Annotated in this window: 16 protein-coding genes; 5 read left to right on the plus strand and 11 right to left on the minus strand. The window is 73.7% G+C overall.

The features are described 5' to 3' along the window. The 3 genes from ACWEO5_RS33875 to ACWEO5_RS33885 form a co-directional block, all read right to left on the minus strand. Positions 1-699: NADH-quinone oxidoreductase subunit C (locus ACWEO5_RS33875; protein WP_452165959.1), on the minus strand; the 699-nt coding region annotated here is incomplete at its 3' end. After that, positions 696-1,334 carry an NADH-quinone oxidoreductase subunit B gene (locus ACWEO5_RS33880; protein WP_344553570.1) on the minus strand — a complete coding sequence of 213 codons (639 nt, stop codon included), beginning with the start codon at positions 1,332-1,334 and terminating at the stop codon, positions 696-698. The genes ACWEO5_RS33880 and ACWEO5_RS33875, both read right to left, overlap by 4 nt. Beyond that, entirely contained in the window at positions 1,325-1,732 is a 408-nt protein-coding gene (locus ACWEO5_RS33885) for an NADH-quinone oxidoreductase subunit A (protein WP_344553569.1), read from the minus strand. The genes ACWEO5_RS33880 and ACWEO5_RS33885 overlap by 10 nt, the downstream gene beginning before the upstream one ends. Positions 1,733-2,020: 288 nt before the next feature. On the opposite strand from ACWEO5_RS33885, the gene ACWEO5_RS33890 reads away from it, so the two are divergent. After that, positions 2,021-3,178, plus strand: a complete 1,158-nt coding sequence (locus ACWEO5_RS33890) for a sensor histidine kinase (protein WP_452165960.1) — start codon at positions 2,021-2,023, stop codon at positions 3,176-3,178. Positions 3,179-3,307: 129 nt separating this feature from the next. On the opposite strand, the gene ACWEO5_RS33895 is transcribed toward ACWEO5_RS33890, so the two are convergent. Beyond that, a complete protein-coding gene (locus ACWEO5_RS33895; RefSeq protein ID WP_452165967.1) occupies positions 3,308-4,393 on the minus strand; it encodes a S1C family serine protease in 1,086 nt (361 codons plus the stop codon). Positions 4,394-4,538: 145 nt separating this feature from the next. Here ACWEO5_RS33895 and galE point away from each other — a divergent pair, with 145 nt between their 5' ends. Next, positions 4,539-5,513 (plus strand): UDP-glucose 4-epimerase GalE, encoded by a 975-nt coding sequence (gene galE / locus ACWEO5_RS33900; protein WP_452165961.1) that lies wholly within the window; start codon positions 4,539-4,541, stop codon positions 5,511-5,513. A gap of 79 nt (positions 5,514-5,592) precedes the next feature. Here galE and ACWEO5_RS33905 read toward each other — a convergent pair whose 3' ends face one another. After that, a complete protein-coding gene (locus ACWEO5_RS33905; protein ID WP_452165962.1) occupies positions 5,593-7,905 on the minus strand; it encodes an outer membrane protein assembly factor BamB family protein in 2,313 nt (770 codons plus the stop codon). A gap of 304 nt (positions 7,906-8,209) precedes the next feature. Between ACWEO5_RS33905 and ACWEO5_RS33910 the strand changes: the two genes are divergently transcribed. Then, a complete protein-coding gene (locus tag ACWEO5_RS33910) occupies positions 8,210-8,851 on the plus strand; it encodes a TetR family transcriptional regulator (protein ID WP_344553564.1) in 642 nt (213 codons plus the stop codon). Positions 8,852-9,023: 172 nt separating this feature from the next. Here ACWEO5_RS33910 and ACWEO5_RS33915 read toward each other — a convergent pair whose 3' ends face one another. From ACWEO5_RS33915 to ACWEO5_RS33940, 6 genes are all read right to left on the minus strand, one after another. Then, entirely contained in the window at positions 9,024-9,971 is a 948-nt protein-coding gene (locus ACWEO5_RS33915; RefSeq protein WP_344553563.1) for a beta-ketoacyl-ACP synthase III, read from the minus strand. Between the two features lie 117 nt (positions 9,972-10,088). After that, positions 10,089-11,006, minus strand: a complete 918-nt coding sequence (locus tag ACWEO5_RS33920; RefSeq protein ID WP_452165963.1) for a L,D-transpeptidase family protein — start codon at positions 11,004-11,006, stop codon at positions 10,089-10,091. A 249-nt stretch (positions 11,007-11,255) separates the two neighbouring features. Next, positions 11,256-12,419 carry an aminofutalosine synthase MqnE gene (gene mqnE / locus ACWEO5_RS33925; protein ID WP_344553561.1) on the minus strand — a complete coding sequence of 388 codons (1,164 nt, stop codon included), beginning with the start codon at positions 12,417-12,419 and terminating at the stop codon, positions 11,256-11,258. A gap of 53 nt (positions 12,420-12,472) precedes the next feature. After that, positions 12,473-13,435, minus strand: coding sequence for a threonine ammonia-lyase (locus tag ACWEO5_RS33930; protein ID WP_344553560.1), 963 nt, complete (start codon positions 13,433-13,435; stop codon positions 12,473-12,475). A gap of 23 nt (positions 13,436-13,458) precedes the next feature. Beyond that, entirely contained in the window at positions 13,459-13,920 is a 462-nt protein-coding gene (locus ACWEO5_RS33935) for an Lrp/AsnC family transcriptional regulator (protein ID WP_030462120.1), read from the minus strand. Positions 13,921-14,038: 118 nt separating this feature from the next. Further along, a complete protein-coding gene (locus ACWEO5_RS33940; RefSeq protein WP_452165964.1) occupies positions 14,039-14,716 on the minus strand; it encodes a UbiX family flavin prenyltransferase in 678 nt (225 codons plus the stop codon). Positions 14,717-14,982: 266 nt separating this feature from the next. Here ACWEO5_RS33940 and ACWEO5_RS33945 point away from each other — a divergent pair, with 266 nt between their 5' ends. Then, positions 14,983-15,723 (plus strand): cyclase family protein, encoded by a 741-nt coding sequence (locus tag ACWEO5_RS33945; RefSeq protein ID WP_452165965.1) that lies wholly within the window; start codon positions 14,983-14,985, stop codon positions 15,721-15,723. Positions 15,724-15,826: 103 nt separating this feature from the next. Further along, positions 15,827-16,537: an MOSC domain-containing protein gene (locus ACWEO5_RS33950; RefSeq protein ID WP_452165966.1), complete on the plus strand. Its 711-nt coding sequence runs from the start codon at positions 15,827-15,829 to the stop codon at positions 16,535-16,537. The last annotated feature ends 95 nt before the right edge of the window (positions 16,538-16,632 follow it).

Here is a 16,632-nt window from a genome sequence, read left to right on the forward strand (position 1 = left end):
CCCGGCCGCTCCGGCGGCGCGCGCGCCGCGGGCGGGGCGTTCGGCGACCGGCGGCAGGGTGCCCTTGAGCGGGCCCCACTCGTTCGGGTCGGGGACGCCGGCGGGCTGCATCTTGCGCCGGGCCGGGCCGCCGTGGTCGGCGGACTCGCCGGGCTCCTTGGCGCCGGGCCAGTCCTTGGCGACCCGGGCGGCCAGCACGAAGTCCTTGCGCAGCGGGTGGCCCTCGAAGCCGTCCGGCAGCAGCAGGGTGACGGGGTGCGGGTGGCCGGTGAACTCGATGCCGAACATCTCCAGGGTCTCCCGCTCGTGCCAGGCGGCACCGGCGTACACCCCGACGGCGGTCGGCAGCGCGGCCCTCTCGCGCGGCACCCGGGTGCGCAGCAGCAGCCGGCGCACGCCGCCGGGCCCGCCGACCGCGGCCAGGTGCGCGCAGACGGCGAAGCCGCGTTCGAGGTCGTCGACGGCGCTCAGCCAGTCCAGGAAGGCCAGGCCGAGCACGTCGCGGGCGGCGGTGAGCGCCTCGGTCCAGTGCTCGGCGGGCACGTCGACGGTGAGCAGGTCGTACGCCTCGGTGGCGCTCGCCCAGGGTCCGACGGACGCGGCGGTCCGCTCGGCGGGGGTCGGTTCGGGCGCGGGCACCGGCTCGGCGGGCGTCCCGGGCACCTCGGGGGTCCCGGACGTCTCGGGGGTGTCGGTCACCGCTTGCCCTCCCCGGTGGCGTCCGGCGCGGACCGCAGCGGGCGGCGCAGCGCGTCGGCGGACGGGGCGTAGCGCTGCGGGACGTCCTCGGCGGCGATCTTCTCCTGCAGCTTGAGGATGCCCTGGAGCAGCGCCTCGGGCCGGGGCGGGCAGCCGGGCACGTAGACGTCGACCGGGATGATCTGGTCGACGCCCTTGGTGACGGAGTACGAGTCCCAGTACGGGCCGCCGGAGTTGGCGCAGGCGCCGAAGGAGATGACGTACTTCGGCTCGGGCATCTGCTCGTACAGGCGCTTGACGGCGGGAGCCATCTTGTCGGTGACGGTGCCCGAGACGATCATCAGGTCGGCCTGCCGGGGGCCGGGCGCGAACGGGATGACACCCATCCGGATGAAGTCGTGCTTGGCCATCGACGCGGCGATGAACTCGATCGCGCAGCAGGCCAGTCCGAAGTTGAAGCACCAGAGGCTGTAGCGGCGGCCCCAGTTGAGCACCACCTTGACCGGGTCCGGGGCGAGCCGGGCCAGCGGGCCGAGGCGGCGCTGTTCGACGGCGGCGCCGGGGCGGGCCGGGTCGGGGATGCCGAGCGGGACGGGGCCGTTGCCGGGCGTCCCGTGCGAGTGCGTCACGTCCATTCCAGGACGCCCTTCTTCCAGGCGTAGAGCAGTCCGACCGCGAGGAAGCCGATGAAGACGAACATCTCCACCAGCGTGGCCGCCCCGAAGCCGGCGGCGGCGAACACCGTGGCCCACGGGAAGAGGTAGATCGCGTCGACCGCGAAGATCACGTACAGGAAGGCGTAGACGTAGTACCGGATCTGGGTGTGCGCCCAGTTCTCACCGACCGGGTCCACCCCGCACTCGTAGGCGAGGAGTTTCTCGGGGGTGTCGACCACCGGTCGCATCAGGCGGTTCGCGGTGAAGGCCACCGCGACGAAGAGGACGCCGATGACCGCCAGCAGACCGACCGCCGCGTAGGCGTCGAAGTAGCCGCTGCCGGCGGCGGGGTCGGCAGCGAGCGGCTGCCACTCCATGGGTCACGCCCTTCTTCTTTGCCCGTCCATAACCATCGCTATCGCGGGAGTCTATGTGCACCGTCCGTTTACTCCGTCACCCGCCCGTTCTGCAAGACGGCCGGTGGACTCCCGCCGGACACCGGACGGAATTCCGTCTGCGGACGGTCCGGGAGCCGGGCGCAGGGCGGGGGGTGGGGATAACCCCCGGACGGAGAGGGAGTGCAGCACCATGGCGGGAGGGGGTCGCCGACCGGGATGCTGGTGATCGACAAGCGACGGCGAGAACACCAGGAGAGGGCGCCGACCATGGAGAACGAGGCGAAGCGCCCGTCGTTGTACGGGGCGCCGCTGTGGCGGCAGGTGCGCAACGCGCTGCTGAACCTGCCGATCGGAGTGGCCGGGTTCGTCGTGACGGCGGTGCTGCTGACCGCGGGTCTCGGCCTGGCGGTGACGCTGGTCGGGCTGCCGCTGCTGGCCTTCGGGCTGGCCTGCTGCCGCCGGTTCGGCCGGCTGGGCCGGTCCCGGGCCCGGGCCGAGCTGGGCAGTCCGGTGGCCGAGCCGGAGCCGCTGCGCCCGACCCGGAGCGGGCTGGCCGGCCGAGTGACGGCCGCCCTGGGCGACGGGTTGAGCTGGCGCTCCGCGCTGTACTGCGTGGTGCTGCTGATCTGGGGGATCCTCGGCTTCGTGCTGACGCTGGTGCTGCTGGTGGTCGGCTGGCCGGTGCTGCCCTGGGCGATGCGGGCGATCTCCGGGGTCTCCCGCTGGCTGGTCGAGGTGCTGCTGTCCCCGGGCGCGCTGGCCGAGCGGGTCCGCGAGCTGGAGGACGACCGGGGCGTGGTGGTCGACACCGCCGCGGCCGACCTGCGCCGGATCGAGCGGGACCTGCACGACGGCGCGCAGGCCCGGCTGGTGGCCCTGGCGATGGACCTCGGCCTGGCCAAGGAGAAGCTGACGGAGGATCCGGCGGCGGCCCGGCAGATGGTCGACGCGGCGCACGGCGAGGTCAAGCTCGCCCTGCAGGAGCTGCGCGACCTGGCCCGCGGCATCCACCCCGCGGTGCTCACCGACCGCGGGCTGGACGCGGCGCTCTCCTCGGTCGCGGCCCGCACCGCGCTGCCCGGCGGCGTCCGGGTGCACGTCGAGCTGGGCGGCGAGCGGCCGGACTCCGCAGTCGAGGGCATCGCCTACTTCACCGTCACCGAGCTGCTCACCAACGCCGCCAAGCACTCCGGCGCCCGCACCGCCTCGGTGGACGTCTGGCGCCAGGACGGCCGGCTGATGCTGACGGTCCGTGACGACGGCCGCGGCGGGGCCCGGGTGCACCCGGGTGGCGGGCTGGCCGGCCTGGCCGAGCGCGCCGAGTCGGTGGACGGCGTGTTCGTGGTCGACAGCCCGGCCCAGGGGCCGACCTCGGTGACGGTCGAACTGCCCTGGCACACCCGCTCGGGCCCCGCCAAGAAGTGACGTCCGGGCGCCCTCGGGGGGCGTCCGGACGTGGACGGGCCCGGAGTGCCGCCTCCCTTGCGCGGTACGGCACTCCGGGCCCGGGTCTGTCGGGGGCTCCGGGCCTCGTCGGGCCCGGGCCCCGGGGCGCTACAGCGTCCCGAGGGTGACCTCCGCGGTCTTGCCCTGCCCGTCCCGCTGGTAGCCGACGGTGACCTTGTCGCCGGGGCTGAGCGAGGCCAGCGCGGTGGTCAGCGCGGCGGGGTTGGTGATCGCGGTGTCGTTGACCTTGGTGATCACGTCGCCCGCCTGGAGCCCGGCGGAGGCGGCCGGGCCGCCGTCGACCACCGAGACCACCGCGGCGCCGGCCGGCTGGAAGTTCGCGTCGAAGTAGGGGCGGACGGTCACCCCGAGCCCGGCCCGGCCGGAGTTGCTGACCTTGCCGTCCTTGATCAGCTGGTTGGCGATGCTGGTCACGGTGGCGGCCGGGATGGCGAAGCCGATGCCGGGCGCGGCCGAGCCGTTCAGCTCGGGGTCGACGGCGGTCAGCGTGTTGATCCCGATCACCTGGCTGGAGAGGTTGACCAGCGCGCCGCCGCTGTTGCCGGGGTTGATCGCGGCCGAGGTCTGCACCATGTTGCCGATGGTGGCGCCGGGCGAGCCGGCGGACTGCGGCTCGCTGACCGTCCGTCCGACCGCCGAGACGATGCCCTGGGTGACGCTGCTGGACAGGCCGAGCGGGCTGCCCATCGCCAGCGTGATCTGCCCGACCGACACCTTGGCGCTGTCCGCGAAGGCAGCGGGCTTGAGGCCGCCGGGCGTGCTACCGAGCTTGATCACCGCGAGGTCGGACTCCGGGTAGCTGCCGACCAGGGTGGCGTCCAGCGGCTTGGTGCTGTTGGCCAGCGTCACGGTGAAGGTGGTGGCGCTGCCGACCACGTGCGCGTTGGTGACGATGTCGCCCTTGTCGTCGAAGACGATCCCGGAGCCGAGGCTGTCCCCCGCGGTGATCTGCACCACCGAGGGCAGCACCTGGGAGATCACCTGCTGGTAGTCCTGCTCCAGCTGGTTGCTGCTGGACGGGGCGGGCGCGGACGAGGAGCCGCTGGCCGCCGCGGTGGAGCTGGACCCGGAGCCGGAGCTGGAGCAGCCGGTGGCCAGCAGCGCCGCCGCGGCGATCACCGCCGCGGGCCCCAGCCACAGCTTGGGGCCGGTGGGCCGGGGGCCGGCCGGGATCGGACGGGTCGGTTCCTTCTTCGGGCGCACGGCGGCCACCTCCGGTCGCTGGACAGAGCTTTGCCACTATTTCACCGAAATGTCCGAATGCCCGTGCGGACACACCAGGGGCCCCGCCGAAAGGCGCCGTCGTAGGATCGGCGCCATGACCTGGTTGATCACGGGAGGGGCCGGTTACATCGGCGGCCACGTCGTCCGGGAGCTGGCCGCGGCCGGTGTCCCCGTCGTCGTGCTGGACGACCTGAGCAGCGGCCGGACCGCCCACCTGCCGCCGGGCGTCCCGCTGGTGACCGGCTCGACGCTGGACCGCCCGCTGCTGGACCGCACCCTCGCCGAGCACCGCGTCACCGGCGTGCTGCACCTGGCCGCCCGCAAGCAGGTGGGCGAGTCGGTCGAACGGCCGCTGTTCTACTACCACGAGAACGTGGAGGGCCTGCGCACCGTGCTGGCCGCCGCGGTCGACGCGGGCGTGGGCCGGGCGGTGCTGTCCTCCTCCGCCGCCGTCTACGGCATGCCGGACGTCGACCTGGTCGACGAGTCCACCCCCTGCCTGCCGATGAACCCGTACGGCGAGACCAAGCTGGCCGGCGAGTGGCTGCTGAACGCCTGCGCCGCCGCGCACGGCCTCTCCGCGGTGTCCCTGCGCTACTTCAACGTGGCGGGCGCCGCCGCCCCCGAGCTGTCCGACCCGGGCGCGGCCAACCTGGTCCCGCTGGTCTTCCGGCGGCTGACCGCCGGGCTGCCGCCGCTGGTCTTCGGCGACGACTACCCGACCCCGGACGGCACCTGCGTCCGCGACTACATCCACGTCTCGGACGTCGCCTCCGCGCACCTGGCCGCCGTCCGCCGGCTGGAGGCGGCCGGGCCCGCGGAACAGGTCCGACTGACCCTCAACATCGGTACCGGGCGGGGCGCCTCGGTGCTGGAGATGGTCGACGAGATCACCGAGGTCACCGGCATCCGGATCGCCCCCGAGGTGGCCCCCCGCCGCCCCGGCGACCCGGCCCGGGTGGTGGCCTCGGCCGGACTGATCCGCCGCGAGCTGGGCTGGAGCGCCCGGCACGACGTCCGCTCGATGGTCACCTCGGCCTGGGCGGGCTGGCAGCACCTCCACCCGTAGGCCGGACGGCCGGGGACGGCAGGAGACGGCAGGACGGCCCCGGACCGCGCGGTCCGGGGCCGTACCGTTCCTGCGGCGCCTACTGCGGGACGGCCGTGCCGTAGAAGGAGTCCAACGCGTACACGCAGCGGTCCTTGGAGCCGACGAACACCCGGCCGCCGACCGCCACCGGGGAGCCGGTCAGCTCGCCCTTGGTGCCCAGCTCCCAGCGCAGCCGGCCGGTGGCCAGCTCCAGGGTGTGCAGCGAGTGGTCCCGGCTGCCCAGGTGGACCAGGCCCTCGGCGACCGCCGGGGAGCCGACCAGGTCGCCCCGGGTGGTGTAGCGCCAGCGCTCCCGGCCGCCGGCCGCCTCGAAGGCGAACAGGGTGTCGCCGGAGCCCAGCAGCACCGCCCCGTCGGCGACCACGGCCGGCTCGGCGCCCTGCCGGGCGGCGGTGGCGGCCCGCCACAGGCCGTGGCCGGTGACGGCGTCCAGCGCGTACAGGGTGCCGAGGTAGTCGGCGACGTACACCGCCCGGCCGTCCACCGCGGGCGGGGTGAACAGCACCACGGGCGCGTCGAAGCGCCAGCGCTCGGCGCCGGAGGAAGCGTCCAGGGCGTACACCTGCTGGCCCGAGGTGACGTACAGCATGCCGCCCTGCTCGACCGGCCGGGACGGCACCTTGCCGCCCACCGGCACCGCCCAGCGCACCGCGCCGCGCCGCGGGTCCACGCAGTACAGCCGGCCGCCGCCCTGGTAGTAGGCGGCGCCGCCGACCAGCGCCGGGCCGGACTGCGGGTTCTCGTACTCCTGCTGGGCGTCGTCGGCCCGCCACAGCTCGGCGCCGGTGACCGCCGAGCGCAGTTGCACGCCGCCGCCGCGGACGCCGCAGCACAGCACGCCGTCGGCGGCGTCCAGCGAGTACACCCAGCCGTCCAGCGAGTGCCGCCAGCGCTCGGCGCCGTCCCCGGCGTCCACCGTGTACAGGTGCGGGCCGTCGGCGGCGTGCAGCAGGCCGGCGTCGACGGCCAGTGCCCAGGCCACGTCCCGGGTCTTCCAGCGGCGCTCGCCGGAGCCGATGTCCAGCGCGTGCACCTCGAAGCTGGAGGCGAACAGCGTGCCGTCGGCGACCACCGGGGTGCCCCACACGTCGTTGGACATCCGGAACCGCCAGGGCCGCCAGCGGGCCGCGGGCTGCGGCGGGGCGGCGGACGGCGCGGAGCTGCGGCGCACCCAGTCGGTGCCGACCGGGGCGGCCGAGGGCGCGGCCGGCTCCGCCCGGGGCCCGGGTCCTATCGGCACGTGCGCGCCGGGCAGCCGGATCTCGCCGTCGCTCGGGGCCACTGGCGCGGGGGCCGACAGCGGGTGCGGGCGCACCCGCTCGGTGGCCACCTCGGCCTCGGAGACCGGGCCGGCCGGGGCCAAGGCCGGCGGCACGGACGGCGGCCCGACCGGCTGGGCCGGCAGCACCACCGGCGGCTGCGACCGGGCCTGGGCCTGCTGCTGGGCGTTGACGTGCCGTCTGCTGCTGCGCTTGGCCTCGATCAGGTCGAGCGCGGCGGGCGGCAGCCAGTCCCCGGCCTCGCCGGAGGCGTCGGCCCGGGAGAACAGGTGCGGGGCCAGTTCGGCCTGGATCTGGGCGGGCGTCGGCCGGTGCTCGGGCGTCGGCCGCATGCAGGCCCGGACCAGGTCGACCAGCTCGACCGGCAGCCCGGACAGGTCGGGCTGGTCGCGCAGCAGCTGGAACACCGTCTCGACCGGGTTGGAGCCGCGGTACGGCGGGTGCCCGGTGGCGCAGAACACCACCAGCGAGCCGAGCGAGAACACGTCGCTGGCGCCGGTGACGCTGCGGCTGTCGCGGGCCTGCTCGGGCGACATGTAGGCGGGCGTGCCGACCGCGACGTTGGTCATGGTCAGCCGGGTGCTGGAGACCCCGGCGGCGATGCCGAAGTCGATCACCCGCGGCCCGTCCTCGACCACCAGCACGTTGGACGGCTTGAGGTCCCGGTGCACCAGCCCGGCCGCGTGGATGGACTGCAGCGCCTCGGCGATGCCGGCCGTCAGCCAGCGCACCGCGTCGGCGGGCAGCGGCCCGCAGTCGTGGACCAGGTCCTCCAGCGAGGGCGCCGGCACGTACGCGGTGGCCAGCCACGGGACGGCGGCGTCGGCGTCCGCGTCCACCACGGCGGCGGTGTAGAAGCCGCCGACCGTCTTGGCGGCCGCGATCTCGCGGGCGAAGCGGACCCGGAACAGGTTGTCCTCGGCCAGCTCGCTGCGCACGGTCTTGATGGCCACCCGCCGGCCCGAGGCCGACCGGGCCAGGTACACCAGGCCCATGCCGCCCGCGCCGAGCCGGGCCAGCACTTCGAAGGGCCCGATCCGCCTCGGATCGTGCGCCGTCAGCTGGTCCACTCCGCAGCCACCTCCCCTTCCGCCAGCGCCCCCCGGCGGTGGCGCCCCCCGATTCTCCAATGCCCGCCGCCCGGGAGCCAATCTCCCCCGCCCGTGACACGCCCCCGGGTACCGGAGGCGCCGCCTCCGCACCCGCCCGCGGGGGCTCCCGGACCGGCCCCAGCTGACTTGTCGTCACGCTGTGGGGTCATCAGCACACGGGGGGGCAACAACTCCGCGCGGAAATGGCATCGTTTCCCCCTCACCCGGACTAATAGTCGCACTACCGATTAGCGCCAAGATCGTGCCACTGTAAGCTGACGACATGACAGGACAAGTTCGCACCGTCGACGGTCGCGTCGCCGGGCGGCGCGGACAGGAGACGCGGCAGAAGCTGCTCGACTGCCTCCGCGAGATGCTCAGCACGTCGCCGTACCGGGACGTCAAGGTCATCGACGTCGCCCGTATGGCGGGAACCTCCCCCGCGACCTTCTACCAGTACTTCCCGGATGTCGAGGGCGCAGTCCTTGAGATCGCCGAGGAAATGGCCGAGGACAGCGGCGGGCTCAAAGAGCTCGTCGATGGAAAGTCCTGGGCGGGAAAGTCCGGCTTCACCACTTCCGAAGAACTGGTGGACGGATTCCTCGCCTTCTGGCGCAAGAATGACGCCATTCTCCGAGTGGTCACACTCGGTGCCGCCGAAGGGGACAAGCGGTTCTTCAAGATCCGCATGAAGGTCCTCAACTCGGTGGCGGGCCCGCTGGCCGAAGCGGTCCGCAACAACCAGGGCAAGACCGACAAGACGGTCGAACCGTCGGCGGTCGCCGGCGCCCTGGTGTCGTTGCTCGCCGCGGCGGCCGAGCACGGCAAGGCGTTCACCTCCTGGGGCGTGAAGGTCAAGGACCTCAAGCCCAACCTGGCGCTCCAGGTGTACCTGGGAGTCACCGGAAAGAAGCCGCCGAAGTAAGAACCCAGCCCATCGGCGCTCGGCCCCGGTTCCTGTCCGGGTGTGTCGGATGCGGCCGTGCCTCGGGGGAGGTTCGCCGACGTACCGCGGAGCGCCGTCCTGCAACGGACGACAGGGGCGGCCGGGAGGATTCCTCCTCCCGGCCGCCCCTGTCGTTTCCGCGTGCGGCCGGTCAGGGGCAGCGCACGACCTGCCCGGCGTAGGCCAGCCCGCCGCCGAAGCCGAACAGCAGCACCGGGTCGCCGCTGGACAGCTCGCCGCGCTCGACCAGCTTGGACAGCGCGAGCGGGATGGAGGCGGCGGAGGTGTTGCCGGAGTCGACCACGTCGCGGGCGACCACCGCGTCCTCGGCCAGGCCGAGCTTGCCGGCGATGGCGTCGATGATCCGCAGGTTGGCCTGGTGGGCGACGAAGCCGCGCAGCTCGGACGGGTCGACGCCGGCCTTCTCGCACGCCTTGCGGGCCAGCGGGGCGACCTGGGTGGTGGCCCAGCGGAACACGGTCTGGCCCTGCTGGCTGATGACCGGCTTCCAGCCGCCGCCGATCAGCACCGCGTCGCCCTTCTCCGGCTCGGAGCCCCAGACCACCGGGCCGACGCCGGCCCGGTCGTCCGGCACCGCCTCCAGCACGGCCGCGCCGGCGCCGTCGCCGAAGATCACGCAGGTGGTGCGGTCGGTCCAGTCCAGGGTGTCGGACATCCGCTCCACGCCGATCACCAGCGCCCGGGTGGCGGCATCGGCCCGGATCGCGTGGTCGGCGGTGGCCAGGGCGTAGGAGAAGCCCGAGCAGGCGGTGTTCAGCTCGTAGGCGGCGGGGGTGGGGATGCCGAGCCGGGCGGCGACGGCGGCGGCGGTACTGGGGCTGCGCTCGATGGCGGTGCAGGTGGCGACGGCGACCAGGTCGATCTGGTCGGGCGTCAACCCCGAGTTGGCGAGGGCCTTCTCGGCGGCGGCCACCGCGAGGTCGACCAGGGTCTCGTCCTCCGCGATGTGCCGGGTGCGGATGCCGACCCGGGAGCGGATCCACTCGTCGTCGGTGTCGACCAGCGTCGAGAGCTCGTCGTTGGTCAGGATCTTCGACGGCTGATGGTGGCCCAGCGCCACGATGCGGGAGGCGGTCATACCACCCACTCAACCGGGTTACCGACGAGTCAGGAGGTGACGGCCCTGCACAGGATCGGGTGCCGGATGCTGTAGGTCCCTGACAACGGGGCCCGCCCGGGCGGCGGGCGACCGCGCTCAGGCGGCGAGCGACTGGGCGTCACCCATCATGATCATCGGGTGCAGCGCCGGGTCCAGGGTCTTGATCAGCTCGACCATGTGGTCCTCGGTCAGCGAGACGCAGCCGTGGGTGGGGCCGCCGTGGTCGAGGTGCAGCCAGATGCCGCCGCCCTTGGCCGCGCCCTCCGGGTAGGCGGTGTCGAGCGGGGACCTGCCCTCCACCCGGTTGTAGTTGATCGCGATCACGTAGTCGAAGGAGCCGGCCAGCGGCTCGTTGTTGAACCCGCGCCCGGACATCACGAAGTTCTTGTTGTGGTCGTACGGCAGCTTGGCGCCCGGGTCGGCCTCGCGGCCGCCGGCGTCGGTGAGCGAGAAGAGGCCGATCGGGCTGCGCAGGTCGCCGGAGCGGTGGTCGGTGGTCCAGCCCTTGTAGGCGTTGTGGGCGGGCCACGCCTGGCCGGCCTGCCAGCTGCCGTCGTCGCCGCGGGTCCACAGTGTGACGGTGTTGTCCGAGGAGTCCTTGCCCTGGCCGCTGGCGACCAGCAGCTGGCGGGTCTCGGCGGGGACCTTGGCCATCCAGGAGTCGCCGATGCCCGGGATGGTGGTGATCCGCTCCCGGTCGGAGCGGTCCGCGGCGGGGGCCTCGGTGTGCTGCCCGGCGTCGGCGGCCTGCATCGGCACCACCTCGGGCTCGTGGTCCGGGGCCGCGGCGGCGGTGCTCCCCTGGAAGGTCCGCCCGGGGCCGACGGTGAACCAGCCCGCGGCGAGGGCCAGCAGGGTGGCGGTGCCGACGGTGAACTTGCGGGCCCGGCGCGGCTTCGGCTTGCGGCGGCTGCGGCGGGTGGCGGCTCGGCCCTGGGGCTGCTCTGCCTCGTCCCGGTTGGTCGGCGCGGAGGCCGATCGGCGGGACGAGGAGGTGCGATGGGAACCGGACATGCGAACGATCCTCCCAGACCACGGGGACGAGACGGAACCCGGGCCGTGTGATGAGCCTGTGAGCATACCCGCCAAGGAAACGTTTCTCCGCTCAGCCGCCCGCCCCGGTAGTGCGCCTCTACCCCGTACGCCCCCGGGAATGCCGCGCGCCCGGTGGCCGAAAACCGGTCACCGGGCGCGGGCCGCGCGGGTGGCGGGCCGTCAGGGCGTCGGGGCGGCGGAGCCGCGGGGCGCCCCGCCGCGCGGGAGTCAGAGCCGCATCGCCTGCGGGGCCTCCCGGCGGTCCGGGTCCGGGCCGTCGTACTCGCGGATGATCTCGTAGCGGGTGTTGCGCTCGACCGGGCGGAAACCGGCGTCCCGGATCAGGCCGAGCAGGTCGTCGCGGCCCAGCTTGTTCGGGGTGCCGAAGTTGTCCGCGTCGTGGGTGATCTTGTACTCGACCACCGAGCCGTCCATGTCGTCCGCGCCGTGGCTGAGCGCCAGCTGGGCGGTGGTGACGCCGTGCATCACCCAGAACACCTTGACGTGCGGGACGTTGTCGAACAGCAGGCGGGACACCGCGAAGGTCTTCAGCGCCTCGGCGCCGGTGGCCATCTCGGTGCGCGCCATCAGGCGGTTGCGGACCTTGCCGTCCTTGGAGTCGTGGAAGTCGTGCTGGTAGCGCAGCGGGATGAAGACCTGGAAGCCGCCGGTCTCGTCCTGCAGCTCGCGCAGCCGCAGCACGTGGTCGACCCGGTGCCGGGGCTCCTCGATGTGGCCGTACAGCATGGTGGCCGGGGTCTTGAGGCCCTTCTCGTGCGCCAGCCGGTGGATGCGCGACCAGTCCTCCCAGTGGGTGTCGTGGTCGACGATGTGCTGGCGGACCTCCCAGTCGAAGATCTCCGCGCCGCCGCCGGTCAGCGACTCCAGGCCGGCGTCGATCAGCTCGTCCAGGATCTCGCTCGCGCTCAGGCCGCTGATCCGCTCGAACCAGTGGATCTCGGTGGCGGTGAACGCCTTCAGCGAGACGTTCGGCAGCGCGGCCTTCAGCTCCTTGAGGGAGCGCGGGTAGTAGCGCCACGGCAGGGTCGGGTGCAGGCCGTTGACGATGTGCAGCTCGGTCAGCGACTCCGACTCCATCGCCTTGGCGAGCCGGACCGCCTCCTCGATCCGCATCGTGTACGCGTCCTTCTCGCCCGGCTTGCGCTGGAACGAGCAGTACGCGCAGGAGGCGCTGCACACGTTGGTCATGTTCAGGTGGCGGTTGACGTTGAAGTGGACGACGTCGCCGTTCTTCCGCGTCCGCACGTGGTGCGCCAGCCCGCCCAGCCAGGCCAGGTCGTCGCTCGCGTAGAGCGCGATCCCGTCCTCGCGGGTCAGCCGCTCACCGGCGTGGACCTTCGCCTCCAGTTCGCGCTTGAGCCCTGCGTCCATGCGGCGCTCCGCCTCCTTGCGACTTCGATTCGTTGCCGGGACCGAGACTACGCCTAGGTAGCCAGCAGACCGGCCAGCAGGGCGGGGTCGAGGTTGCCGCCGCTGACGACCGCCGCGAACACCCTCCCGCCCAGCTCACCGGCCCGGTGGAAGTAGGCGGCCGGGGCGACCGCACCAGAGGGCTCGGCGACCAGTCGGCCGCGGCGGGCCAGCAGGGCGACGGTGGAGCGGATCTCGTCCTCGGAGACGGTGACGATGTCGTCCACGTACGCGGTGATGTGCTCGAACGGCAGCACGCCCACCGACGGGGTGCGCAGGCCGTCCGCGATCGTCCGGTAGGTGTCGGCGACCGGCCAGGCGGTGCGGACGCCCGCGCGCAGGCTCTGCTGCGCGTCCGCCGCGAGCTCCGGCTCCACGCCGACCACCCGGACGCCCGGGCAGGCCAGCTTGAGCGCGGCGGCCGTCCCGGAGATCAGGCCGCCGCCGGAGACCGGCACCAGCACGGTGTCCAGCTCGTCCGGGGCGTCCTCGGCGATCTCCAGGCCGACCGTGCCCTGGCCCGCCACGATGTACGGGTCGTCGTACGGCGGCACCCAGACGTAGCCGTGCTCGGCGGCCAGCTCGGCCGGGACGGTGTCGCGCTGCTCGGCGGTGACGATCACCACCTCGGCGCCGAACGAGCGGGTGTTCTCGATCTTCACGGCGGGCGAGGTGTCGGGCATCACGATCACCGCCTTGATCCCGAGCCGCCGCGCCGCGTACGCCACCGCCTGGGCGTGGTTGCCGCTGGACTGCGCCACCACTCCCCTGGCCCGCTCCTCCCCGGTGAGCGCGGCCAGCCGGTTCGTCGCCCCGCGGATCTTGAACGCCCCGGTCGGCTGGAGGCTCTCCGGCTTCAGCCAGAGCCGCCGCCCGCCGTCCTCGGCCCACGGGCAGGGCAGCAGCGGGGTGCGCACCGCCGTGCCGGCGATCCGGCGCTGGGCGGCGCGCAGGTCTTCCAGGTCGACCAGGGTCATGGCGGGACTTCCTCCGGGGTTCCTTACTCGGCGAGGTGGAGCGGGAGTTCGCTGACCCGGTTCTCCCACTTGGTGGAGAGCACCACCGTGGTGCGGGTGCGGGCCACCCCCTTGGTGCCGGACAGCCGCTTGACCACCGACTCCAGGCCCTCCACGTCCGGCACCCGGACCTTCAGCATGTACGAGTCGTCACCCGCGATGAACCAGCAGTCCTCCACCTCCGGGAGGTCCTTCAGCCGGTGCGAGACGTCGTCGTGGTCGGCCGCGTCGGTGAGCTGCAGGCCGATCAGCGCCGTCACCCCGTAGCCGAGCGTCGCCGGATTGACCGTCGCCCGGTACCCGGTGATCACGCCCGCCTGCTCCAGGCGGTTGATCCGGTCCGTCACGCTCGGCCCGGACAGGCCCACCAGACGGCCCAACTCGGCGTACGAGGCGCGGCCGTTCTCCCGGAGTGCCTGGATGAGCTGTCTGTCCACAGAGTCCATTGCCTGCCGCGTCCTTCCGAACCTCACCGGAACCACAGATCATTATCCGGAATCCAAGGCGCTGCGCACCGATCAACCCGGGTATCCCAGAGAACATACTCTCCCGTAGCGTGCCCGCTCACTCGCCCCGGCGCGGGGCGGTTTCCGGACTCCGCGCCGGGGTGCTCGCGGCCCCGCCGAGGGTGCCCGACCAGCGGCGGTACAGCCCGTGCGGGACGCCCACCGCGTCCAGCACCCGGCCGGCCACGAAGTCCACCAGTTCGCGGGCGGTCGAGCCGCCCGCGTAGAAGCCCGGGGAGGCCGGCAGGACCACCGCGCCCTGCTCGTCCAGCGCCACCAGGTGGCGCAGCGTGCTGCCGGTCAGCGGGGTCTCGCGCAGGCACAGGACCAGCGGGCGGCGCTCCTTGAGGGTGACCGAGGCGGTGCGCTGCAGCAGGTCCTTGGACAGGCCCAGCGCGATGCCGGCCGCGGCGCCGGTGGTCGCCGGGACGACCAGCATGCCCTTGGCGGGGTACGAGCCGGAGGACGGGCCCGCCGCGAAGTCCCCTGCGGGCCAGTGGCGGACGTCGTGCAGCGCCTCCTCGCCGGTATCGAGCCAGGCGGCCAGGTCGGCCCGCCAGTGCGCGTCCCGGAAGGAGATGCCGGTCTCGTCCAGGATGGTCAGCCGCGCCGCCCGGCTGACGATCAGGTCGACGGACTCCCCGGCGTCCAGCAGCGCGCGGATCACCGAGGCGGCGTAGGGGGTGCCGCTGGCGCCGGAGACGCCGACGACCCAGGGGGTGCGGGTGGTGCTCATGATTCCCATTGTGGGGGCCCGCCGGGGGCTCGGGGGACGGCGAAGAGCCCCGCCAGGGGCTCGGGGAACGGCGAGGCCGTGGCTGCGGGCGGTTCACTGCCGTTGCGCGCGTCTGCTTCTGGTTCCGTTCCGGGCACGCAGCAGCACGGACCTTCGACGGGCTCCGGCCGTCAGCAGCACCGACCCGCCGTTCCCCGGGCCCCTGGTGGTGCAGGCCCGTCTGCCGACAGTTCCCCGAGCCCCTGGATGCGCATCACAATGGGGGCATGGCAGCCGAGTTGGTGGATCTGACGCATCCGGTGGTGTCCGGGATGCCGGTGTATCCGGGGGATCCGGGGGTGGAGTTGCGGGCGGCGCTGACGGTGGAGGGGGAGGGGGTGAACGTGCTGGCGGTGCACCTGGGGTCGCAGACGGGGACGCACGTGGACGCGCCGTACCACCTGGACGTGCGGTGGCCGACGCTGGACGGGCTGCCGTTGGAGTTGTTCACGGGGCCCGCGGTGGTGGTGGACCTGCGGGAGCTGCCGGCCCGGGGGCGGGTGACGGCGGGGCACCTGGCGGCGGCGCTCGCGGTCTCGGGGCCGGGGACGGTGCTGCTGCTGGCGACGGGGTGGCCGCGGTACTGGGGGACGGACCGGTACTTCGCGCACCCGTACCTGACCGAGGAGGCCGCCGAGGCGATCGTCGCGGCGGGGGTCCGGACGGTGGGCATCGACGCGCTGTCGGTGGACCCGACGCCGGATCCGGGGCCGTCGGACCCGGAAGTGGCGAGTCTGCTGGCCGAGTTGGCGGACGAGCACGACCCGGAGCCGGAGCAGGCGACGCTGACGGCGCACCGGGTGCTGCTGGGGCCGGAGGGCGGCGGGGTGATCGCGGAGAACCTGACCGACCTGTCGGCGCTGCTGGCGGCGCAGGCGGCGGGGACGCCGGTGGAGGTCTCGCTGTTCCCGCTGCGGCTGACGGCGGCGGACGGGGCGCCGGTGCGGGCGGTGGCGCGGATCGGCTGAGCGGGGGCGCCGCGCGGGGCGGCCGGGCCGGGTGTCCCAACGGCCCCGTCGGCTCCGGGACTTGGTCTAGACCATCTCGGGAGCGCCCCGCTAGGCTCCCGCCATGCCTGAGATCGTCGGTGTGGTCGAGCGCTTGTGGCGCTACCCCGTGAAGTCCATGGGCGGCGAGCTGCTCGACACCGTCGGGGTGGAGGACCGCGGCCTGGTCGGCGACCGCCTGTACGCGGTGCGCGACGGGGCCGGGAAGCTCGGCTCGGGGAAGAGCACCCGGCGCTTCCGCCGGATGGACGGCCTGCTGCGGCTGGGCGCCCGACTGGGTCCGCGGATCGACGGCCCGGAGCTGTTCGACCCGCTGGGCATGCCGGTGCCGAACGCGGACGCCTTCCTGCGCGCGTACCTGGAGCAGGAGGACGTGGCGCTGGCCCGCGAGGACGCGGTCTCGCACTTCGACGAACTGCCGGTGAGCGTGCTGACCACGGCCACCCTGGAGTGGATGGCGCGGGCGGTGCCGTCGGCGGTGGTGGACGAGCGCCGGTTCCGGCCGAACGTGCTGCTGCGCACCCCGCCGGGGACGCCGCCGTTCGTCGAGGACGGCTGGTACGGCCGGGAGGGCCGGGTGAAGGCCGGGGCGCGGCTGGCGTTCGTCCGCGCCAGCACCCGGTGCGTGATGGTGGGGGTGGCGCAGCCGGGGCTGCCGCAGGCGCCGGAGATCCTGAAGACGATCGCCCACGAGCGGGACGGCGTGCTGGGGGCGCTGGCGACGGTGGCCCGGTCGGGGCGGCTGCGGGTCGGGGACGCGCTGTCGCTGGCCTGAGCCTCAGAAAGTGTGGGGTAATTGATCAACTGCGTGGCGTGATCCAGTGGCTGTGATCTTCGCGGTCGGGTGTCCGCGAAGATCGCCGCCATGTG

This window comes from Kitasatospora sp. NPDC004272 (assembly GCF_053603035.1).